This window comes from Yinghuangia seranimata (assembly GCF_029953285.1).
GTDB lineage: Bacteria > Actinomycetota > Actinomycetes > Streptomycetales > Streptomycetaceae > Yinghuangia > Yinghuangia seranimata.
Map to the genome: position 1 here is coordinate 38,920 of NZ_JASAOI010000027.1, position 19,263 is coordinate 58,182.

Genomic DNA, 19,263 nt, shown 5'->3' on the forward strand with positions numbered 1-19,263 from the left:
TGGGGCTACTGCGCGGCCGGCGGCGGCGTCCAGTAGCCCATCTTCACCGAGCCGTTGTCCGACGACAGGGTGACGGGGCGGCCGTCCGGCGCGGTGCGGACGCTGCCGATGTCCTTCGAGCCGTTGTCGGTGGACGCGGAGATCTTGTACGTCTCGGGTCCCTCGGGGACGTAGAGCTTCAGGCTGCCGTTGTCCGACGAGGCCTTCACGAACACGGGCGCGCTGTTCAGGTGCGCGTTGAAGCTGCCGTTGTCCGACGAGGCGTTGAGCGTCTGGACGAAGCTGCGGTTGACGGAGATGGACCCGTTGTCGCTCTCCATCCTCAGGTTGTCGACGCGCGAGTCGTTCACGTGGATCGACCCGTTGTCGCTGCGCAGGTCGAGGTTCTGGGCGAGCGAGTTCACGTGGATCGAGCCGTTGTCGTCCCGGACGACGATGTCCACGCCCTTCGGCACCTGGACGTCGTACTTCCCGTCGCAGAACAGGTTGAGGAAACTCGGGCAGTTGGTGTCCAGGCGCAGCTTGCCGTTGCTCAGCTCCCACTCCGGGTCGCTGCCGTTGATGCTCTCGGTCGTCGTGCGGTCGACCTTGATCACGCCCGCGTCGCCGGGCACGAGGTTGATCTCGCCGCCGTCGCTGGTGATGGTGAGCGTCTGCCCGCTGAAGAGGAAGTCGTTGTGCCCCTTCACGTCGTGGCTCGACACCGCGACCAGCCCTATGTACGCGGCCGTGCCGATGGACGCGGCCGCCACCACGCCCCCGACGGTGAACAGGGCGACGCGCATCGGGCGGGACATGAAGGCTCCTGGGTGGTTCGGACGGGGACGACGCTGTACTCCGATGCGATGAGCCTATGAGCCGGTCCCGGACCGGCGGCATGCAGCGCCCTCCCCGATCGGTGGTAGGGACAGCCCCACCACGGTGTTCGAACCTGGTTCGAGCCGCGGTCGAACCGGGGAGGCCTCCCGCACGTGCAAGGCGTGCCGGAGCGTCCGTCCCGTCGTCCGGTTTGATCATGTGATCGGTTGAGCTTCCCCGAGGCGCTAAGGAGTGTCCGCGCATGTTCGACACGGTGTTCGGTCTGCCCGTGCACATCCTGATCCTGCACCTGACCGTGGTCGGGCTGCCGGTGGCGGCGCTCGCGACGATCGCCGTCGCGGTGCGCCCGGCGTGGCTGCCCCGCTTCGGCTGGTGGGTGGTGGCCCTCGACGCGGTGCTGCTCGTCGTCGTGTACGTGACCCGCGAGAGCGGCGAGAAGCTCGCCCACCGGCTGTGGCCGAACGCCGACGACCGGCCGCCGGCCGTGCGCACCCACATCAGCCGCGGCGAGGACCTGCTCTGGTACGCCGTCGCGCTGCTGGTCACCGCGATCGTCCTCGTGCTGGTGGCGCGTGAGCGCAACCGCGGCGCGATGTTCCGCCGCCCGTTCCCGCCGTTCCTCGTCCCGGTCGCGGGCGTACTCGCGGTCGCCGCCGCCGTGCTGACGATCATTCAGGTCATCCGGGTCGGAGACTCCGGCGCGCGGGCGGTGTGGCGGCCCGTCGTGCAGAGCACCAACGCGGTGTCCGCGCCGGTCGACCGGCTCCTCGGCTGACCCCGCGGGCGCGCCGGAGAGCGTCAGTCGCCCTCGGCGCGCTCGCGCGTCGCCAGCAGCCGACGCAGCGACGTCAGCCGCGCCGGGTCCGCGTGCCCGTCCGAGACCCACGCGTCGAGCGCGCAGTCCTGTTCGTCGTGCGAGCAGGCGCGCGGGCAGTCGACCGTGCCCGGCTCCAGGTCGGGGAACGCGTGGATGATGCGGCCCAGGTCGACGTGGTTGAGCCCGAACGAGCGCACGCCCGGGGTGTCCACCACCCAGCCCTGCTCGCGGTCCTCGCCGAACGGCGGCAGCCGCAGCGTCAGGGCCGACGTCGTGGTGTGCCGCCCGCGCCCGGTGACCTCGTTGACGTGCCCGGTGGCGCGCTGCCGGTCCGGGACGAGCGCGTTGACCAGCGTGGTCTTGCCGACCCCCGAGTGGCCGACGAACACCGTCGTCAGGCCGGCCAGCTCGGCGTAGATCGGGTCGAGGTCCCAGTCGTCGTAGGCGTCGCCGCCGCGCGTGACCACGTACGGCACGCCCAGCGCGCCGTACAGCTCGAGCAGTGTCTCCGGCGGCGCGAGGTCCGCCTTGGTGAGCACCAGCAGCGGCTCCATGCCCGCGTCGTACGCCGCGACCAGGCAGCGGTCGATCAGCCGGGGCCGCGGCTCGGGGTCGGCGAGCGCCGTGACGATCGCCAGCTGGTCGGCGTTCGCGACGATGATCCGCTCGAACGGGTCGTCGTCGTCCGCGGTGCGGCGCAGCACCGAGTCGCGCTCCTCGACCCGTACGATGCGGGCCAGCGCGCCCTTGTCGCCGCTGACGTCACCCACGATCGCGACGCGGTCGCCGACCACGACGCCCTTGCGGCCCAGCTCGCGGGCCTTCATCGCGGTGACCTCGTGCTCGCGGCGGGTGCCCTCGTCGACCAGGCACGTGAAGCGGCCGCGGTCGATGGTCAGGACCCGCCCCGTCTCGGCGTCCTCGTGCTTGGGGCGGATCCGGGTACGCGGCCGCGAACCGCGCCGCGACGGCCGGATCCGGACGTCGTCCTCGTCGAAGTCGGTGCGGCGCGTCGACCGGGCGTTGGCCATCGGACGCTCAGCCGGCCTGCGCGGGCGCGAGCAGGTCGGACCACATGCCCGGGAAGTCGGGCAGCGTCTTGCCGGTGGTGGCGATGTCCTCCACCTCCACACCCGGCACGACCAGGCCGAGGACCGCGCCCGCGGTCGCGATCCGGTGGTCGTCGTAGCTGTGGAACACGCCGCCGTGCAGGGCGCGCGGCCGGATCTCCAGGCCGTCGGCGGTGTCCGTGGCGTCGCCGCCGAGCCCGTTGATCTCCTTGGCGAGCGCCGCGAGGCGGTCGGTCTCGTGCAGCCGCAGGTGGGCGATGCCGGTCAGCGAGCTGGGCGAGTCGGCGAGTGCGGCGACCGCCGCGACCAGCGGTGTCAGTTCGCCGACGTCGTGCAGGTCGACGGTGATGCCGTGCACCGTGCCGGTGCCGGTGAAGCGCAGGCCGTCGGGGGTGAACTCGCACGCCCCGCCCATGCGCGTGAACAGGTCGCGCAGCTGGTCGCCGGGCTGTGTGGTCGCGTGCGGCCAGTCCCGCACGGTCACCGTGCCGCCCGCGACGAGCGCGGCGGCCAGGAACGGCGCGGCGTTCGACAGGTCGGGCTCGACGACCATGTCCCGGGCGGCGAGCGCGCTCGGCGCGATCCGCCACACGTCCGGCTCGGAGTCGTCCACCGCGACGCCGGCGGCGCGCAGCATCTGGACGGTCATCTCGATGTGCGGCATGGACGGGACGGAGGTGCCCACGTGCCGCACCTCGACGCCCTCGGCGAAGCGCGGGCCCGACAGCAGCAGCGCGCTCACGAACTGCGACGACGCCGACGCGTCGATCTCCACGATGCCGCCGCGCAGGCCGCCCGCGCCGCGGACCGTCATCGGCAGCCGCCCGGCGCCGCCGTCGTCGATGTCGGCGCCGAGCTCGCGCAGTGCCAGGATGACGGCGTCCAGCGGGCGCTCGGTCGACCGCGGGTCGCCGGCGAACCGCACGTCGCCCGAGGCGAGCGTGGCCAGCGGCGGCAGGAAGCGCATCACGGTCCCCGCGTTGCCGACGTCGACCTGGGCGGGCCCGGTCAGCGGGGCCGGCACGACGTACCAGTCGCCCTCGGGGGTGTCCTCGACGGTGACGCCCAGCGCGCGCAGCCCGGCCGTCATCAGCAGGGTGTCCCGGCTGCGCAGCGGACGGCGGACGTACCCCGGGCCCTCGGCGAGCGCCGCCAGGACCAGCGCGCGGTTGGTGACCGACTTGGAGCCGGGCAGCGCGACGACGGCGTCGACAGGAGCGGACGCGACAGGAGCGGGCCAGAGCGGGGTCGTCATGGGCAACCAGCCTATACGCGGGCACCGGAACGATCTCCGGGGTTTGTCCCGGCACTGCTCCGGACGTGCGAGGGTAGGGCACATGTGCGGTCGTTACGCCTCAAGCCAGCAGCCCGACGACCTGATCGAGCTGTTCGAGATCGAGAAGTTCGACAGGTCGGACCCGGACCAGACGCTGCCCCCGGACTGGAACATCGCGCCGACGAAGAACGTCTACGCGGTGCTGGAACGTGCCGCGGCCGCCGAGGGCCCGCCGGTGCGGCAGCTGCGCGCGCTGCGCTGGGGCCTGGTGCCGTCGTGGGCGAAGTCCCCGGACATGGGCGCCAAGATGATCAACGCGCGCTCCGAGACGGTGTTCGAGAAGCCGGCGTACCGCAAGGCCTTCGCGTCGCGCCGCTGCCTGCTGCCGGCCGACGGCTACTACGAGTGGTACACCCCGGAGACCGCCCCGGACGGTCCCAAGGGCAAGGTCCGCAAGCAGCCGTTCTGGATCCACCACACCGACGGCTCGCCGCTGGTGTTCGCGGGCCTGTACGAGTGGTGGCGCGACCGCACGCGCCCCGACGACGACCCGCTCGCGTGGCTGTGGACCTGCACGATCATCACCACCGACGCCGAGCCCGAGCTCGCCCGCATCCACCCCCGGATGCCGCTGGTCCTCGAGCCCGACCGCTGGGACGCGTGGCTCGACCCCAAGCTCGGCGACACCGAGCAGGCCCGCGCGCTGCTGACCGCGCCGGACCCGGGCCTGATGCAGGCGCACCCGGTGTCCCTGGAGGTCAACAGCGTGAAGAACAACTCGCCGCACCTGGTCGACCCGCTGCCTCCGGAGGAGGTCCTCGAGGCCGACGCGACGCTGTTTTGACGCGTTTGACCGGCCCGCGCGACCGTGTCTGGCAGCATCGCGGCATGACCCGCGCCAAGGCCGCCGCATCGCCCTCCGTCCACACGATCGAGACGCCCGTCGGCGAGGCCCGGGCGACGGTGCACGCCGCCACGGGGACGGCCCGCGGCTGGTTCGTGACGTCGCACGGCGCCGGCGGCGGGATCGAGGCGCGCGACCTGGTCGCGCTGGCCGCGGCGCTGCCGCCGCTGGGGATCACCGTGGCGCTGGTCGAGCAGCCGTGGCGGGTGGCGGGGAAGAAGCTCGCCCCGGCCCCGAAACGGCTGGACGAGGCCTGGGTACCGGTCGTCGAGGACCTGAAGGCCCGGATGGACGGCCTGCCGTTCGCCGTCTCCGGGCGGAGCGCGGGCGCGCGCGTGGCGTGCCGCACCGCGGCGGCGTCGGGGGCCGCAGGGGTGGTCGCGCTGGCGTTCCCGCTGCACCCCCCGGGCAAGCCGGCGGCGTCGCGGGCGGACGAGCTGCTCGGGGCGGGCGTGCCGACGCTGGTCGTGCAGGGCGACAAGGACCCGTTCGGCGGACCCGCCGAGTTCCCGGAGCCGCCGGCCGGCACGACGCTGGTCGCCGTGCCGTACGCCGACCACTCCTTCGGCGTCGCGAAGAAGGCCCCGGTGACCGAGGAGGACACCCTCGCGCTGATCACGGACACGGTCGGCGACTGGCTCGTAAGCCTGTTCGGGTGACCGCCGGCGGTGGGGAATGAACCCCGCTGACCTCGCGTTGTGGCCGATACACCCTCGACCTGTGGAGGCCGCCCATGCTCACAGCCCTGCCCCCTGTCGGCCGCGCTGATGCCGCTGCCGACCCGTCGATCTTGCAGTGGCGCGCGTGGGCGCCGGGCGGTGATCCCGAGCGACCGATATCGTCGAGGTCGAACGGGTCCGTGGTGACCCGTGGGGATCGTCAGGTGGAGGAGGTGGGTCCCGTCGCGGAGACCGAGACCCTGGAGCAGCGGGACGCGCGGTTCGAGCGCGACGCGCTGCCGTATCTGGACCAGCTTTACTCGGCGGCGCTGCGTATGACGCGCAACCCGGCGGACGCCGAGGACCTGGTGCAGGAGACGTTCGCGAAGGCGTACGGGTCGTTCCACCAGTTCCGCGAGGGCACCAACCTGAAGGCCTGGCTCTACCGGATCCTCACGAACACCTTCATCAACAGCTACCGCAAGAAGCAGCGGGAGCCCCAGCAGAGCGCCGCCGAGGAGATCGAGGACTGGCAGCTCGCGCGGGCCGAGTCGCATATGTCGACGGGCCTGCGTTCGGCCGAGGCGCAGGCGCTCGACCGGCTGCCGGATTCCGATGTGAAGGCAGCGCTGCAGGCGATCCCCGAGGAATTCCGCATCGCGGTGTATCTCGCGGACGTCGAGGGATTCCCGTACAAGGAGATCGCCGACATCATGGGGACCCCCATCGGTACGGTGATGTCCCGGTTGCACCGCGGACGCCGCCAGTTGCGCACCCTGCTGGAGGACTACGCCCGTGAGCGCGGGCTGGTCCCGGCGGGCTCGGATCGGAAGGACTCGGTCTCATGAGCTGCGGCGACCACCACGAAGTGGACTGCTCGCAAATCCTCGACCGGCTGTACGAGTACATCGACAACGAGCTGGCCGACGCCGACTGCGGGGACATCCGGACGCACTTGGACGAGTGCTCGCCGTGTCTGGAGAAGTACGGGCTGGAACAGCACGTGAAGGCGCTGGTGCAGCGCTGCTGCGGCTGCGACGACGTGCCGGTCGATCTGCGCAGCAAAGTCCTGGCGCGGATCCGCGAGGTGAAGACGCAGGTCGTGACGTCCGACGGGGCGTCGGTCGTCGTCGAACAGGTGTCGGTGGAGTCCGTCGTCGTGGACGGCGACCGGCCCGGCGCCTGACCGTCGTGCCCCAGGGCGCGTGATACGGCGAACGGCCTATTACGCGCCCCCCTTTCGGGTTAATCCGGCGACGCCGGGCAGAGTAAACCGGGCAGAAGGCGCTCAGCGCCCGTACGCCGTCCTATCCTCGGTTGGCGGTTGAATTCGCGACCGGAGCCGAGGAGGCAGTCGCAATGGGAACGCTGCCGATCATTACGGCCGGCCGGTCCACTGCCCGATTTCCACATATCGGGTTCGCGGTACGCGGCGCGGTCGCGCTGTCCGCAGCGCTCGTCCTGGTGCGCCGCGGCCTGGCCCGCGCCCGCGACCACGCGGAGCGCGACGCGGCGGTGCGCAGTCTGCTGCGGGCCGTCGAGGTCAAGGACGTCTACACCCGCGCGCACAGCGAACGGGTGGCCCACGCCTCGGTGTTGATCGCCCGTCAGCTCGGGATGCCGGACCGCCGCGTGGTGCTGCTGCGCTACGCGGCGCTGCTGCACGACGTCGGCAAGCTCGGCGTCCCGACCCGGCTGCTCACCAAGTCGGGCCCGCTCGACCCGGACGAGCGCGAGACCATTCAGCGGCATCCCGAGTGCGGCGCCGACCTGGTGCGCGACATGGACTTCCTCGGCGAGGGCCGGGACGGCATCCTGCACCACCACGAGCGCATGGACGGACGCGGCTACCCGGCGGGCCTCGAAGGCACCGCCATCCCGGAGTTCGCCCGCATCATCGCGGTCGCCGACGCGTTCGACGCGATGACCTCGACCCGCTCGTACCGCAGGTCGCGGCCGATCGAGGCGGCGCTCGCCGAACTGCACCGCTGCAGCGGCGACCAGTTCGACCCGCGCATGGTGCAGGCGCTCGACGCGGCCCTGCGCCGCTACGGCTGGCCGCTCGCCGAGCGCCCGGACACCGCCGCGGCGGGCCGGGCGGCGTCGCCGGTCCCCGTGCCGCGGCTGGGTGTCGACGACACCCACAGCGTGGCCGGGGCGCTCGCGGCCGAGCGGCACGAGGCCGGCTGAACACCCCGGCCGGTCGGGGGCGTTCGGGCCCCGTCGGATCACTTGCGGAACCACGCCGGCGACTTCGCCAGGTCGTTCAGTGCCGACTTGGTCAGCGGCGGCTTGCTCATCGCGGGTCCGGGGGCGTCCGGCCCGGTGAGGCCGTTGACGGCGTACAGCACCACCTGGTTGCCGTTGGCGAAGGTGAGGGACGCGGCGAAGCCGGCCGCGGAGCCGGCCGCGCCACCGGACTGCTGGTCGCCGGGCAGCGTCCAGGTCTTGAACACCGCGCCGCTGGACAGCGTCTCGGTCGTGCAGTCGGTGTTCGGCGGCGTCGTGCCGGTGCTCTCGCAGTAGTTGTGCGCGCGTTCGTCGTCGACCGTGCTGTGCCAGTCGTCGCGGTTGACCGCGATGTCGACGACGGCGACGTCGAGGTACCCGGTCTTGCCGTCCTTGGTCACGAAGTAGCGGCCGTTGAGCGGGTTGGTCGGCGTCTTGGCCGGGGTCTGCCGGCGCAGCGTCCCCGTGTCGGACGGAAGCAGCGCGGCGATGAAGGCGACCGGGTCCTTGGCCGCGGGCGGCGTGGAGGCGGTGGCCGGCGGCGAACTCCGCGTCGGGGTGCCGCTGCTCTTGGTCTGCTTGCTGATTCCGGCGCCGCCGGGCTGGGTGGTGCGCTCCTCGTCGGGGCCGTCGGCCGGGCTCGCGGTGGGCCCGGTGGACGCGCTCACCTCGCCCCCGCCGGGTTCGACGAGCGGCGCGGGGCTGCCGGTCGCGTGCGGCGCCGGCGCCGCGGCCGTGGTGCTCTGCGGCTGGGAGTTGCCCTGCGGCGCGGCCTGGTTGAGCTTCGGCAGGAGGCCCGCGCCGAAGCCGATCGCGAGCACGGCCGCGATCGACGACGCGGCCATCGCGTACCTGCGCCGCCGCCGGATCGCCCCGGCGCGCGCCATGATGTCGTCGGCGCCCGTGTCGCCGGGCGGCACGAACCCTTCGGCCGCCAGCTTGAGAAGCTGCTTGGCCAGCACGTCTTGTGGGTCACTCCCGTCGAAGTCGTCGTCCGTGTCGAACCTGTCCGTGCCGTTCAAAGCCGGGCCTCCTCGGCATTCGTGGCCGCGAGCGGCGCCCCGGGCAGCGCGTCGCCCAACGCGGTGCGCAGCGCCGCCAGCCCCCGGGCGCTCTGGCTCTTCACCGTGCCGGGCGAGACGCCGAGGATGTGGGCGGTCTCCTCGACGCTGAGGTCCTCCCAGTAACGCAGCACCAGGACCGCGCGCTGCCGGGCGGGTACGCGGGTGAGCGCCGCGCGTACCGCGAGCCCGAGTTCCGGATCCCCGCCCGGCGCCGCCTGGGTGTCCGGCGGTGCGGCGTGCGGGTGTTCGCGGCGCCACAGGCGGCGCCGCGACGATATGAACACGCTCATGAGCGTGCGGCGCGTGTACGCCTCGATGTTGTCGATCCGGTCGAGCCGCCGACCCGCGAGCACCACCTTGACCAGGGTGGACTGCACGAGGTCCTCGGCTTCGTGGACGTCGCCGCACAGCAGGAACGCGCTGCGCAGCAGAGGACCGCGACGAGCGATGATGAACTCGCGCAGGGCATCGTCATGTCCTGCCAACGCGACACCTCCTCGGGGGCCCGGTCAGGGCCTTCACCTTGGAAGAGACGCGACCCGGCTATCCGGTTGCGCGGCGCCGACGGCAATTGACAGCATCGTTCCCCTCCTACCGACCAAGCGGGGAACTCAGCATGCTCATATGGGGCTTCAAGACCCTGTTCAAGGTCCTCTCCGAGGGCGTCTTCCACTGCCCGCGCTGCGGCGTGGACCGTGCCTACCGGCTGCGCCTCGCGCGGCGCTGGTTCACGCTGTTCTTCATCCCCGTCTTCCCGTACCGCACGGACGGCAACCACGTGGAGTGCCAGACCTGCAAGGGCACGTTCTACGAGTCGGTGCTGCAACGGCCGACGTCCGGGCAGCTGTCGCAGGACCTGGCGAACGGCATGCGGCTGCTGGCTCTGGACGTGCTGCGCGCGTCGGGCACCCCGTCGACCGCGGCGCGTACCGCGGCGGTCAAGGCGGTCGTCGAAGCCGGCCTGCCGGACTACTCCATGGCCGCGCTCGACGCCGAACTCGCCGCCGCACCCGTCCCGTCGGGCAGCGTGCTCGTGCCGCTCGGCCAGCAGCTCGAGGCGCAGGGCCGCGAATGGCTGCTCACCCGCGGGGTGCGGATCGCCGCGGCCGACGGCGGGATCGGGTCGGCCGAGCGCGAGGTGCTCGACCGCTGCGGCGCGTTCCTCCAGATGACGGTCGCGCACGTGGCGGGCGTCGTGGACACCGTGCAGCGGAACGCGGCCCAGGCCTGATCGTCCGCCGTGTCCGGCGCGGTACCGGCCCGGGGTCGGGTCAGGCGGTGCGGACGCCGTCCTCGACGCACTTGGCGGTCCAGCCGCGCGGCGTCACCTGCACGACCATCCTCCGGCGGCACTGCCCGCAGTAACGCGGCGGCTCCAGCTCGCGGCGCCGGGCGCACGCGGTGTGCCCGGCGGCGTCGGCGGGCTCGCCGCACTGGTCGCAGAAGGCCGCGGGCGTCGCGTCGGTCGGGTCAGCGGTCGTGTTCACGGTCGTAGAGTACGGCCCTATGCCGCACGAGCCCATTCCGGTGTCACCCGGAACACACGCCGAAATCACCCACACCGTGACCGACGCCGACACCGCGGCCGCGGTCGGCAGCGGTGACCTGGCCGTGCTCGGCACCCCGCGGCTGCTGGCGCTCGCCGAGGCCGCCACCGTCCGCGCGCTCGACGGCCTGCTCGGCGAGCGCCGCACGTCCGTCGGCACCCGCGTCGCGCTCGAGCACCTGCTCGCCACGCCGGTCGGCGGCACCGTGACCGTGCGCGCCGAAGTCGTCTACACCGACGGCCGGTTGGTGCGCTTCGCGGTGGTCGCCGAGGACGCCGCGCGCCGCCTCGTCGGGCAGGGCGAGGTCACCCGCGTCGTGGTCGACCGCGAGCGGTTCCTCGCCCGGCTGCCCGAGGCGTGACGCGGCCCTAGACGCCCATGGTGCTGCGCGGATAGACGGCGTCCGGGTCGGTCAGCACGTTGACCAGGTACGGCACGCCGGACGCGAACGCGCGGGCCAGCGCGCCCTCGATGTCGTCCGCCCTGCGGACCGTCTCGCCCGCACCGCCCAGCGCCCGCACCACCTCGTCGTAGCGGGTCTCCGGCGCCAGGGTGGCGGCGACGTCGTGGCCGTACAGCTTGCGCATCGGGTGTTTCTCCAGGCCCCAGACGCCGTTGTTGCCGACGACCATCACCACCGGCAGGTTGTGCCGCACGAGCGTGTAGGCGTCCATCAGCGAGAACCCCGCCGCGCCGTCGCCGAGCAGCACCACGACCTGGGCGTCGGGGCGGGCCAGGCGCGCGGCGACCGCGTAGCCGAGGCCGGTGCCCAGGCAGCCGTACGGGCCCGGGTCCAACCAGCCGCCGGGCCGGCCGGGCTCGACGTACTTCCCGGCGTACGACACGAAGTCCCCGCCGTCGCCGACCACCACCGCGTCGTCTGCCAGCACCCGCAGCAGCTCGCCGTAGATCCGCACGGGGTGGATCGGGTCGCCGCCGCCGCGGAGCAGCGCGCGGTCGGACTGCGCGGCGGTGCGGGTCGCCGCCTGCATGTGCTCGAACCAGTTCCGGTACGTGCCCGGCTTGGCCTGCCGCTCCCACGCGTCCACCAGGCCGTCCAGCACGAGCGTGAGGTCGCCGCACACCGACGCCGCGACGGGGGCGGTCGCGCTCAGCTGCTCGGGGGAGTCCACGAGATGCAGGACGCGGGCCGGCACGGCGCCGTCCCGGCCGCCGAACACGCCGTACCCGAGCCGGAAGTCGAGCGGCGCGCCGACCACGACGACCAGGTCCGCGCCGCCGAGCGCGGCCACGCGGGCGCGGGTGACCAGCAGCTCGTGGCCGGTCGGCAGCACCCCGCGGCCCATGCCGTTCGCGACGACCGGGACGCCCATGGTCTCCGCGGCCCGCCGCGCGGCCTCCTCTGCGCGGCCCATCCACACGTCCTGCCCGAGCACCAGCACGGGCCGCTGCGCGTCGGCCAGCAGTCCCGCGGCGGTCGCCACCGCGACCGGGTCGGGGGCGACGGGCTCCGCGCGCACGGCGACCGGCGCCGGGGCGGTGGTCCGGTCGAACAGCACGTCCATGGGCACGTCCAGGAACACCGGTCCGCGCCGCGGTCGCTCGGCCAGCGCGAAGGCGTCGGCGAGCTCGGCGCCGATCCGGTCCGTCTCGTGCACCGTCGCGGCGTGCTTGGTCACCGGCGCGAGCAGCGGGGGGTGGTCGAGCTCCTGCAGCGCGCCCGAACCCCACCGGAACGCGGGCGCCCGACCGCCGAGCACGACCAGCGGCGAGCCGTTGAGGTGTGCGGTCGTGACGGCGCTGATCCCGTTGGTCACGCCGGGCCCGGCCGTCAGCACCGCGAACCCGGCGCGGCGCGTCAGCTTCGCGGTCGCCTCGGCCGCGAACACGGCGGTCTGCTCGTGGCGCACGTCCAGCACCCGCAGCGGCTCGGCGGCACGCACCGCGGCGTCGTAGACGGGGAAGACGTGGCCGCCGGAGAGCGTGAAGAGCGTGTCGACACCGTACGCGCGGGCCGCCGCGACCACGAGGTCGCCGCCGTGGCCGGCCACGGTGCCGGGTGGGGTGTCGGGCGGGGCGGCGTTCGCCCGTGCCCCCTGCGGTGCGGCGGGGTCGTGCCCCGCGCCGTGCCCCGCGTCCTGCCCTGTGTCCTGACCTGCGTCCTTGTCCGTGCCCGCCATGCCGACACCTCCGCGCAAGAGTCCGACCTGAAACGGTAGCGGCGCGGACACGCTGCGACACGGTCCGCGGCGGGATTTCCCCGGGAACCGGGCGCCCCGGACGCGCGAAGGCCCGTGCGTGAGCGGGTCGCTCGCGCACGGGCCTCCGGATGGTGCCTACAGCGTCTGGTTCAGCGCCTTGACCGGCATGCTCAGCTGGTCGAGCAGCGCCAGGTCGCTCTCCGGCTTGCGGCCGAGCGTCGTCAGGTAGTTGCCGACGATGACGGCGTTGATGCCGCCCAGCAGGCCCTGCTCGGTGCCCAGGTCGCCGAGCGCGATCTCGCGGCCGCCCGCGTAGCGCAGGATGGTGCGCGGGAGGGCGAGCCGGAACGCGCCGATGATCTTCAGCGCCTCGCGCGGCTCGATGACCGTCTGCTCCTCGAACGGCGTGCCCGGGCGCGGGTTGAGGAAGTTCAGCGGCACCTCGTCCGGCTCCAGCTCGGCGAGCTGGCCGGCGAACTCGGCGCGCTGCTCCGGGGTCTCGCCCATGCCGACGATGCCGCCGCAGCACACCTCCATGCCGGCGGCGCGCACCATGCGCAGGGTGTCCCAGCGCTCCTCCCACGAGTGCGTGGTGACCACGTTCGGGAAGTAGGAGCGGGCCGTCTCGAGGTTGTGGTTGTAGCGGTGGATGCCCATCTCGGCGAGCTCGTCGACCTGCTCCTGCGAGAGCATGCCGAGGGAGGCCGCGATGTTGATGTCGACGGCCTCGCGGATCGCCTTGACGCCCTCGCGCATCTGGCTCATGAGGCGCTCGTCGGGCCCGCGGACGGCGGCCACGATGCAGAACTCCGTCGCGCCGGTCGCCGCGGTCTCCTCGGCGGCCTTCACCAGCGACGGGATGTCGAGCCACGCGGCGCGCACGGGGGACGGGAACAGGCCGGACTGCGAGCAGAAGTGGCAGTCCTCCGGGCAGCCGCCGGTCTTGACCGACACGATGCCCTCGACCTCGACCTCGGGGCCGCAGTGCCGCATGCGCACCTCGTGCGCCAGCTGGAGCAGCTCCTCGAGGCGCTCGTCCGGGAGGTTCAGCACCTCCAGCACCTGCTCCTCGGACAGGCCGCGGCCTTCCTCCAGGACCTGCACGCGTGCGACGGCGAGGATGTCGCCGTCCGCGGGGGCCTGCCGGCTCGTCACATCGAGCGTTTCCGTCACCGTTCACCTCGCGCTGGATCGTGGGCGGCACGGAACGCGCCCGGGTCGAAGGTACCGCCCAGGGCCGGGGACAAACTCAAGCGGGCCGACACAAGGAACTCGGCGGGGTGCAGCGCTCCCGCCCCGGCGCCGATCGCGCCGGCCAGCGGGCGGGCCGCGATGGTCTCCAGGTCCCGGATGTTGCAGCGCATCGCGAGGTCCGGTCGGGCCGGCCACGAGCCGATGACGACGCCCGCCAGGTCGATGCCGCGGTGCGCCATCGCCTCCAGCGTGAGCGCGGTGTGGTTCAGCGTGCCGAGGTCCGGGCGGGCGACCACGAGGACCTGGGCGCCGAGCGTGTGCGCCAGGTCGGCGAGCGTGGTGCCCTCCTCGTCGAAGCGCACCAGCAGGCCGCCGGCGCCCTCGACGACGACCAGCCGCCGGGTCTCGGCGAGCTCGCGGACCCGGCCGACGACCTCGTACAGGTTGACCGGCGGGAGGCCGGACACCCGGGCCGCGGCGGCGGGGGACAGCGGGTCGGGGTAGCGGGCGTATTCGTGCAGGTCGGTGACGCCGGCCAGGCGCCCGACGTCCTGCAAGTCGCCGGGCTCGTCCGGGCCGATCCCGGTCTGGGCGGCCTTCACGACCGCGACGGACGACCCGCGCGCCGCCGCCAGTGCGGCCACCGCCGCGGTCACCACGGTTTTCCCGACCCCGGTGTCGGTGCCGGTCACGACGAGGATGCTCACCGCAGCACCCTAAACGGCCCCGGTCGCCGGTCAGGACCAAGGTCCCGTCCGACTTCGGACCGTCGGCCCGGTTGGATCCGCCGCCGGCGGGGGCAGGATCAGGGTGTGGGCGTGGAGCCCGCGCCCGGACGGGCGCGGGCACGCGACCCGGTTCAGTTCGTGCCTTCGATTCTGCACGGGCCACACGGAGTGAACGGCATTCCTCCACCCTCGGCCGGGACGGCGGGCGAAACCAAGCCCCCGCCGTCCCGGCCGACGTGTGTCCGGGTGTGTTTCCGGCCGTTTCCCCGGTTCCGCCACGCGCGCGCTGTGCGGTGATTCAGGGATGAACTGGGCTTATGCCCGTTTTAAGGGTTGATGTGTCACCCTTGAGGGCGCCGAAGGCGGGCCACGAACTTGTAGCGGTCGCCGCGGTACACGGAGCGGACCCACTCCACCGGCTCGCCGGCCGTGTCGAAGCTGTGGCGGGAGAGCAGCAGCAGCGGCATGCCGACGTCGGTGGAGAGCAGGCCCGCTTCGCGCGGGTTGGCGAGCGCCGTCTCGATGGTCTCCTCGGCCTCGGCCAGGTGGACGTCGTAGGCCTCGCTCAGGGCGGTGTACAGCGACGTGTACCGGTCGAGCGTGCGGCGCAGCGACGGGAACCGCTTGGTGGACAGGTGGGTGGTCTCGATCGCCATCGGCTCGGCGTTGGCCAGCCGGAGGCGTTCGATCCGCAGCACCCGGTTGCCGGGCTTGATGGCCAGGCGTTCGGCCAGTTGGTCGTCGGCGGTGATGTAGCCGATGTCGATGAGACGGGAGGTGGGCTCCAGCCCCTGGGCCCGCATGTCCTCGGTGTACGAGGTCAGCTGGAGGCTCTGGGCGACCTTGGGCTTCGCGACGAAGGTGCCGCGGCCCTGGACGCGCTCGAGCCGGCCCTCGATGACCAGTTCCTGCAGCGCCTGGCGCACGGTGGTGCGTGAGATGTCGAACTCTCCGGCCAGCGTCCGCTCGGGCGGCACCGGGGTGCCCGGCGGCTGGGTCTGGGTGAGCTCGAGCAGGTGCTTCTTGAGCCGGTAGTACTTCGGCTCCCGCGCGGCGCCCTCGGCGGCCAGGTCCCCACCCGCGGCGCTGTCCAGGCCAGCGCCCTGTTCGTTCGACGCCGCAGCCATCGCGGTCGCCCCTTGTTCCGCCGTCACCGGTGCCCTCCTGACACGTTCGGTCCCCATCGTGGCACGACCGTCCCGGCGGTGGTGCCGGGCCGCGTTTATCACGACGCAGATGTCGGTCGGATAACGGCTGGGGCCGGTCTTTCGCGGAACCTTGACACCCCAATTGGTCTATGCCAACCTCCGGAATGGTCTAAACCATTGGTGGTCACCGCGCAACCCTCGTCCAGGTTCGCAACCCAACTCCCTCCAGGCGGATCCTGAAGGCCCGGCGCTCCAGAGCGGGCCTGAAGCGGGGAGCGCGATACCCACGGCAGCGGTACCAAGCATCCTGAGGAGGATGGTGTGAAGCGTCGTCTCTTCGTCGCGGCGGGTGTCGCGGCGGCGCTCGCCGGCGTTGCTGCCTGTGGCAGCTCGGACGACGGTGACAAGAAGGACGGCCAGACCCCGGCCGCCGGAGCGTCCAGCAACGCTCCCGCCCCGGGCAACGGCAAGAAGGTCACCGTCTGGCTCATGAAGGGCACCGCCCCCGACGACTACCTCGCCGCCTTCAAGGCGAAGTTCGAGGCCGACCACCCCGGTGCCACCCTGGACGTCCAGATCCAGCAGTGGAACGGCATCGACCAGAAGATCATCTCCGCGCTGGCGAGCAAGGACGCGCCGGACGTCATGGAGGCCGGCAACACCCAGGTCGCCACCTACGCGGCCTCGGGCGGCGTGAAGGACCTGACCGGCAAGGTCAACGAGCTGGGCGGCAAGGACTGGCTGACCGGCCTGTCCAACCCCGGCAAGGTCGACGGCAAGCAGTACGGCGTGCCGTTCTACGCCGCCAACCGCGTCGTGATCTACAACAAGGAGGCCTTCGCGGCCGCCGGCATCACGGCCCCGCCGAAGACGCAGGCGGAGTGGCTCGAGGACACCAAGAAGCTCAACAGCGGCGACCAGCAGGGCATCTACCTGCCGGGTCAGAACTGGTACTTCTACGCGGGCCTGCTCAAGGACCAGGGCGGCGACCTGGCGGTCAAGGACGGCGACAAGTGGAAGGGCGGCCTGGACACCCCGGCCGCCGCCGCTGCCGCCAACTTCTACAAGGACCTCCAGGCGAACAGCAAGGCGGCCAAGGACGGCGATGAGAAGACCCAGCCCGAGACCGTCGCGGCGGCCAACGGCAAGGTCGCGCAGTTCATCGCGGTCCCGGGTGAGCTCGAGACGGTCGTCACGAAGAACCCGGCGCTGAAGGACAAGTACGGCTACTTCCCGATCCCGGGCAAGGACGCCGCGAAGCCCGGCGCGGTGCTGACCGGCGGCTCGGACCTGATCATCCCGGAGACGGCGAAGAACCAGGACCTGGCCTACGACGTGATCAAGCAGTTCAACAGCGACGAGTGGCAGACCAAGCTCGCCAAGGCGATCAAGATGCTGCCGAACAAGACGACGCTGGGCGCGGCCCTCGAGGGCGACGCCGGTGCCGCCGCGATGATGACCGGCGCCTCCAACGGCTTCGCGACCCCGAACTCCCCGAACTGGACCGCGGTCGAGAGCAACAACCCGATCAAGGCCTACCTCACGAAGGTGCTGACCGGGACCGACGCGGCCGCGGCGGGCAAGGAAGCGAACGAGACGCTCACCAAGACGCTCAACACCAAGTCCTGAGCAACGGGACCCGGCCGGACGCACACCCGGCCTGATCCGATCGACTGAACAACAGTCAGCCCGAGCGGGCCGGTCCCGCCGGAGGGGAAAGCAGCCTCCGGCGGGACCGGCCCCGGGCCACGATCGGCCTCGGAACCCCACCCTTTCGACGACGGGAAGGCAGCTGTGGCAGCCCCCAAGGCACAGGCGGCGGTCGCGACGCCCGCGCAGCCCCCGCGGAAGGACGCGCGAACGCCTTCGCACGCGTCCCCCACCCATAGGTCCCCGCGCCGTCCGGGCGCCATCGCGCGGCAGGTCACCCCGTACCTGCTCGTCGCCCCGGCGATCCTCGGGATCGCCTTCCTGCTGGTCTATCCGGTGGCCAAGAACACCGTCCTGTCCTTCCAGGACTACAACCTCAAGCAGCTGTTCAAGGGCGGCGCCGAGTACATCGGCTTCGACAACTTCACGACGCTGTTCAAGGACTCCGACTTCTGGGAAGTCACCTGGCGGACCTTCTGGTTCACCGGGATCCAGGTCGTCGTGATCATGGTCGTCTCGACGCTGATCGCGCTCATGGTCATGAAGCTCGGCAAGGCCATGCGCGTCCTGGTCCTGATCGGCCTGGTCGCCGCGTGGGCGACCCCGGTCATCGCGGCCACCACGATCTTCAAGTGGCTGTTCCGCTCGGACAACGGCGTCGTCAACTGGGCGCTCGTGCAGCTCGGCTTCGACTCGTACCAGAACTACACGTGGTTCGCGCACGGCGGCTCGACGCTGTTCGTCGTCGGCCTGCTCATCGTGTGGCAGTCGATCCCGTTCGCGACGCTCACCATCTACGCGGGCCTGACCACGATCTCCTCCGAGATCTACGAGTCCGCGCGCCTCGACGGCGCGGGCCCCGTCCGGATCTTCCGCTCGATCACCTTCCCGATGCTGCGGCCGATCTTCGCACTGGTCACCTCGCTCGAGGTCATCTGGATCTTCAAGTCGTTCGCGCAGATCTGGTCGATCGCCGGTGAGAACGGCCCGATCAACGACGTGCGCACGCTGCCCGTGTACGCGTTCCAGATGGGCACGTCGCTGCACCACTACGGCATGTCGGGCGCCGTCGCGACGGTCACGGTGCTGCTGATCGCGCTGATGCTCGTCTTCTACTTCCGACAGATGTTCAAGCAGGAGCGGGAGGCCGGGAACTCGTGAACATGCGTTTCCTCAAGCGGTTTGCGCTCAACCAGGCGGCGTTCATCACGTTCGTCTTCATGATCTTCCCCGTCTACTGGATGGTCCTCACGGCGATCAAGCCGGGCAAGGACATCCAGTCGGAGACGCCGAAGTTCGTCCCCAGCTCGATCACGTTCGAGAGCTTCAAGCACGCGATCGACACCCCGCACTTCGCCGACTACTGGCGCAACAGCCTGCTGGTCGCGGTCGGCGGCGTCGGCCTGTCGCTGGTCATCGCGTGCTTCGCGGCGTTCGCGGTGGCGCGGATGCAGTGGAAGGGCCGCGCGTCGTTCATCCTCATGGTGTTCATCGCGCAGATGGCGCCGTGGGAGGCGCTGATGATCCCGATGTACCTCATCGCGCGCGACAACGACATGCTCGACAACCTGCCGTTCCTCACCGCGATCTACTTCGTCATGACACTGCCGTTCGCGATCGTGACGCTGCGCGGCTTCCTCGCCGGCATCCCGGTCGAGCTGGAGGAGGCCGCCCGGGTCGACGGGTGCTCGCGGTTCACGGCGTTCCGCAAGGTCGTGTTCCCGCTGCTGGCGCCGGGCCTGCTGTCCACCTCGCTGTTCGGCTTCATCACCGCGTGGAACGAGTTCGCGTTCGCCAACGCGCTGCTGATCAACAACGAGGACCAGAAGACGCTGCCGACCTGGCTCAGCTCGTTCAGCAACGGGCTGACCATCGACTGGGGCGCGATCATGGCGGCGTCGACGCTGTTCATGCTGCCGGTCCTGGCGATCTTCCTCGTCCTGCAAGGCAAGGTCACCGGGGGTATGACCTCCGGTGCGGTCAAGGGCTGATACGT

General features: G+C 71.8%; 21 protein-coding genes. 11 read left to right on the top strand and 10 right to left on the bottom strand.

Translation table 11 applies throughout. The features are described from left to right. Positions 1 to 5 precede the first annotated feature (5 nt). A complete protein-coding gene (locus tag QI554_RS18110) occupies positions 6 to 797 on the bottom strand; it encodes a DUF4097 family beta strand repeat-containing protein (RefSeq protein WP_281471078.1) in 792 nt (263 codons plus the stop codon). Between the two features lie 263 nt (positions 798 to 1,060). On the opposite strand from QI554_RS18110, the gene QI554_RS18115 reads away from it, so the two are divergent. Beyond that, entirely contained in the window at positions 1,061 to 1,594 is a 534-nt protein-coding gene (locus QI554_RS18115) for a DUF2231 domain-containing protein (RefSeq protein WP_281471079.1), read from the top strand. A 23-nt stretch (positions 1,595 to 1,617) separates the two neighbouring features. Here the strand turns inward: QI554_RS18115 and rsgA are convergent, their stop codons facing one another. Next, complete coding sequence (rsgA, locus tag QI554_RS18120; protein WP_281471080.1) at positions 1,618 to 2,667, bottom strand: ribosome small subunit-dependent GTPase A; 1,050 nt, start codon at positions 2,665 to 2,667, stop codon at positions 1,618 to 1,620. 7 nt (positions 2,668 to 2,674) lie between these two features. Next, positions 2,675 to 3,961, bottom strand: a complete 1,287-nt coding sequence (gene aroA / locus QI554_RS18125; protein WP_281471081.1) for a 3-phosphoshikimate 1-carboxyvinyltransferase — start codon at positions 3,959 to 3,961, stop codon at positions 2,675 to 2,677. 82 nt (positions 3,962 to 4,043) lie between these two features. Between aroA and QI554_RS18130 the strand changes: the two genes are divergently transcribed. The 5 genes from QI554_RS18130 to QI554_RS18150 all read left to right on the top strand — a co-directional run bounded on the left by QI554_RS18130 (position 4,044) and on the right by QI554_RS18150 (position 7,735). After that, the gene (locus QI554_RS18130) at positions 4,044 to 4,826 is read left to right on the top strand and encodes an SOS response-associated peptidase (protein WP_281471082.1); all 783 of its coding nucleotides are present in this window, start codon (positions 4,044 to 4,046) and stop codon (positions 4,824 to 4,826) included. A gap of 44 nt (positions 4,827 to 4,870) precedes the next feature. After that, positions 4,871 to 5,545 carry an alpha/beta hydrolase family protein gene (locus QI554_RS18135; protein WP_281471083.1) on the top strand — a complete coding sequence of 225 codons (675 nt, stop codon included), beginning with the start codon at positions 4,871 to 4,873 and terminating at the stop codon, positions 5,543 to 5,545. A gap of 74 nt (positions 5,546 to 5,619) precedes the next feature. Further along, positions 5,620 to 6,393, top strand: a complete 774-nt coding sequence (locus QI554_RS18140; protein ID WP_281471084.1) for a sigma-70 family RNA polymerase sigma factor — start codon at positions 5,620 to 5,622, stop codon at positions 6,391 to 6,393. Next, positions 6,390 to 6,731, top strand: coding sequence for a mycothiol system anti-sigma-R factor (gene rsrA / locus QI554_RS18145; RefSeq protein ID WP_281471085.1), 342 nt, complete (start codon positions 6,390 to 6,392; stop codon positions 6,729 to 6,731). The genes QI554_RS18140 and rsrA overlap by 4 nt, the downstream gene beginning before the upstream one ends. 173 nt (positions 6,732 to 6,904) lie before the next feature. Then, positions 6,905 to 7,735 carry an HD-GYP domain-containing protein gene (locus QI554_RS18150; RefSeq protein ID WP_425528003.1) on the top strand — a complete coding sequence of 277 codons (831 nt, stop codon included), beginning with the start codon at positions 6,905 to 6,907 and terminating at the stop codon, positions 7,733 to 7,735. Positions 7,736 to 7,773: 38 nt separating this feature from the next. Here QI554_RS18150 and QI554_RS18155 read toward each other — a convergent pair whose 3' ends face one another. Both QI554_RS18155 and QI554_RS18160 read right to left on the bottom strand, forming a co-directional pair. Then, on the bottom strand, positions 7,774 to 8,796 hold the full coding sequence (locus QI554_RS18155) for a hypothetical protein (protein WP_281471086.1): 1,023 nt from the start codon (positions 8,794 to 8,796) through the stop codon (positions 7,774 to 7,776). After that, complete coding sequence (locus tag QI554_RS18160) at positions 8,793 to 9,323, bottom strand: SigE family RNA polymerase sigma factor (protein ID WP_281471087.1); 531 nt, start codon at positions 9,321 to 9,323, stop codon at positions 8,793 to 8,795. The genes QI554_RS18155 and QI554_RS18160 overlap by 4 nt, the downstream gene beginning before the upstream one ends. A 131-nt stretch (positions 9,324 to 9,454) precedes the next feature. Between QI554_RS18160 and QI554_RS18165 the strand changes: the two genes are divergently transcribed. Then, positions 9,455 to 10,069 carry a zinc-ribbon domain-containing protein gene (locus QI554_RS18165; protein WP_281471088.1) on the top strand — a complete coding sequence of 205 codons (615 nt, stop codon included), beginning with the start codon at positions 9,455 to 9,457 and terminating at the stop codon, positions 10,067 to 10,069. A gap of 40 nt (positions 10,070 to 10,109) precedes the next feature. Here QI554_RS18165 and bsaP read toward each other — a convergent pair whose 3' ends face one another. Beyond that, entirely contained in the window at positions 10,110 to 10,325 is a 216-nt protein-coding gene (bsaP, locus tag QI554_RS18170) for a biotin synthase auxiliary protein BsaP (protein ID WP_281471089.1), read from the bottom strand. 19 nt (positions 10,326 to 10,344) lie between these two features. Between bsaP and QI554_RS18175 the strand changes: the two genes are divergently transcribed. Then, a complete protein-coding gene (locus QI554_RS18175) occupies positions 10,345 to 10,746 on the top strand; it encodes a thioesterase family protein (RefSeq protein ID WP_281471090.1) in 402 nt (133 codons plus the stop codon). A gap of 7 nt (positions 10,747 to 10,753) precedes the next feature. On the opposite strand, the gene QI554_RS18180 is transcribed toward QI554_RS18175, so the two are convergent. The 4 genes from QI554_RS18180 to QI554_RS18195 form a co-directional block, all read right to left on the bottom strand. Continuing rightward, positions 10,754 to 12,526 carry an acetolactate synthase gene (locus QI554_RS18180; RefSeq protein WP_281471091.1) on the bottom strand — a complete coding sequence of 591 codons (1,773 nt, stop codon included), beginning with the start codon at positions 12,524 to 12,526 and terminating at the stop codon, positions 10,754 to 10,756. Positions 12,527 to 12,682: 156 nt separating this feature from the next. Then, positions 12,683 to 13,720 carry a biotin synthase BioB gene (bioB, locus tag QI554_RS18185; protein ID WP_281471092.1) on the bottom strand — a complete coding sequence of 346 codons (1,038 nt, stop codon included), beginning with the start codon at positions 13,718 to 13,720 and terminating at the stop codon, positions 12,683 to 12,685. After that, positions 13,717 to 14,448: a dethiobiotin synthase gene (gene bioD / locus QI554_RS18190; RefSeq protein WP_281471093.1), complete on the bottom strand. Its 732-nt coding sequence runs from the start codon at positions 14,446 to 14,448 to the stop codon at positions 13,717 to 13,719. Before bioD ends, bioB begins: the two co-directional genes overlap by 4 nt. 362 nt (positions 14,449 to 14,810) lie before the next feature. Beyond that, positions 14,811 to 15,596, bottom strand: a complete 786-nt coding sequence (locus QI554_RS18195; protein WP_281471118.1) for a GntR family transcriptional regulator — start codon at positions 15,594 to 15,596, stop codon at positions 14,811 to 14,813. 342 nt (positions 15,597 to 15,938) lie between these two features. Between QI554_RS18195 and QI554_RS18200 the strand changes: the two genes are divergently transcribed. From QI554_RS18200 to QI554_RS18210, 3 genes are all read left to right on the top strand, one after another. Next, positions 15,939 to 17,246 (top strand): extracellular solute-binding protein, encoded by a 1,308-nt coding sequence (locus tag QI554_RS18200; RefSeq protein WP_281471094.1) that lies wholly within the window; start codon positions 15,939 to 15,941, stop codon positions 17,244 to 17,246. Between the two features lie 165 nt (positions 17,247 to 17,411). Continuing rightward, positions 17,412 to 18,428 carry a carbohydrate ABC transporter permease gene (locus QI554_RS18205; protein WP_281471095.1) on the top strand — a complete coding sequence of 339 codons (1,017 nt, stop codon included), beginning with the start codon at positions 17,412 to 17,414 and terminating at the stop codon, positions 18,426 to 18,428. A 2-nt stretch (positions 18,429 to 18,430) separates the two neighbouring features. Next, positions 18,431 to 19,258 carry a carbohydrate ABC transporter permease gene (locus QI554_RS18210; protein ID WP_281471119.1) on the top strand — a complete coding sequence of 276 codons (828 nt, stop codon included), beginning with the start codon at positions 18,431 to 18,433 and terminating at the stop codon, positions 19,256 to 19,258. Positions 19,259 to 19,263: the final 5 nt, after the last annotated feature.

Excerpts from the sequence above, each read along its gene's own strand:
- QI554_RS18110 (WP_281471078.1), bottom strand. The coding sequence starts at position 797 with ATGTCCCGCCCGATGCGCGTCGCCCTGTTCACCGTCGGGGGCGTGGTG.
- QI554_RS18115 (WP_281471079.1), top strand. The coding sequence starts at position 1,061 with ATGTTCGACACGGTGTTCGGTCTGCCCGTGCACATCCTGATCCTGCAC.
- rsgA (WP_281471080.1), bottom strand. The coding sequence starts at position 2,667 with ATGGCCAACGCCCGGTCGACGCGCCGCACCGACTTCGACGAGGACGAC.
- aroA (WP_281471081.1), bottom strand. The coding sequence starts at position 3,961 with ATGACGACCCCGCTCTGGCCCGCTCCTGTCGCGTCCGCTCCTGTCGAC.
- QI554_RS18130 (WP_281471082.1), top strand. The coding sequence starts at position 4,044 with ATGTGCGGTCGTTACGCCTCAAGCCAGCAGCCCGACGACCTGATCGAG.
- QI554_RS18135 (WP_281471083.1), top strand. The coding sequence starts at position 4,871 with ATGACCCGCGCCAAGGCCGCCGCATCGCCCTCCGTCCACACGATCGAG.
- QI554_RS18140 (WP_281471084.1), top strand. The coding sequence starts at position 5,620 with ATGCTCACAGCCCTGCCCCCTGTCGGCCGCGCTGATGCCGCTGCCGAC.
- rsrA (WP_281471085.1), top strand. The coding sequence starts at position 6,390 with ATGAGCTGCGGCGACCACCACGAAGTGGACTGCTCGCAAATCCTCGAC.
- QI554_RS18150 (WP_425528003.1), top strand. The coding sequence starts at position 6,905 with ATGGGAACGCTGCCGATCATTACGGCCGGCCGGTCCACTGCCCGATTT.
- QI554_RS18165 (WP_281471088.1), top strand. The coding sequence starts at position 9,455 with ATGCTCATATGGGGCTTCAAGACCCTGTTCAAGGTCCTCTCCGAGGGC.
- QI554_RS18175 (WP_281471090.1), top strand. The coding sequence starts at position 10,345 with ATGCCGCACGAGCCCATTCCGGTGTCACCCGGAACACACGCCGAAATC.
- QI554_RS18180 (WP_281471091.1), bottom strand. The coding sequence starts at position 12,526 with ATGGCGGGCACGGACAAGGACGCAGGTCAGGACACAGGGCAGGACGCG.
- QI554_RS18195 (WP_281471118.1), bottom strand. The coding sequence starts at position 15,596 with ATGGCTGCGGCGTCGAACGAACAGGGCGCTGGCCTGGACAGCGCCGCG.
- QI554_RS18210 (WP_281471119.1), top strand. The coding sequence starts at position 18,431 with ATGCGTTTCCTCAAGCGGTTTGCGCTCAACCAGGCGGCGTTCATCACG.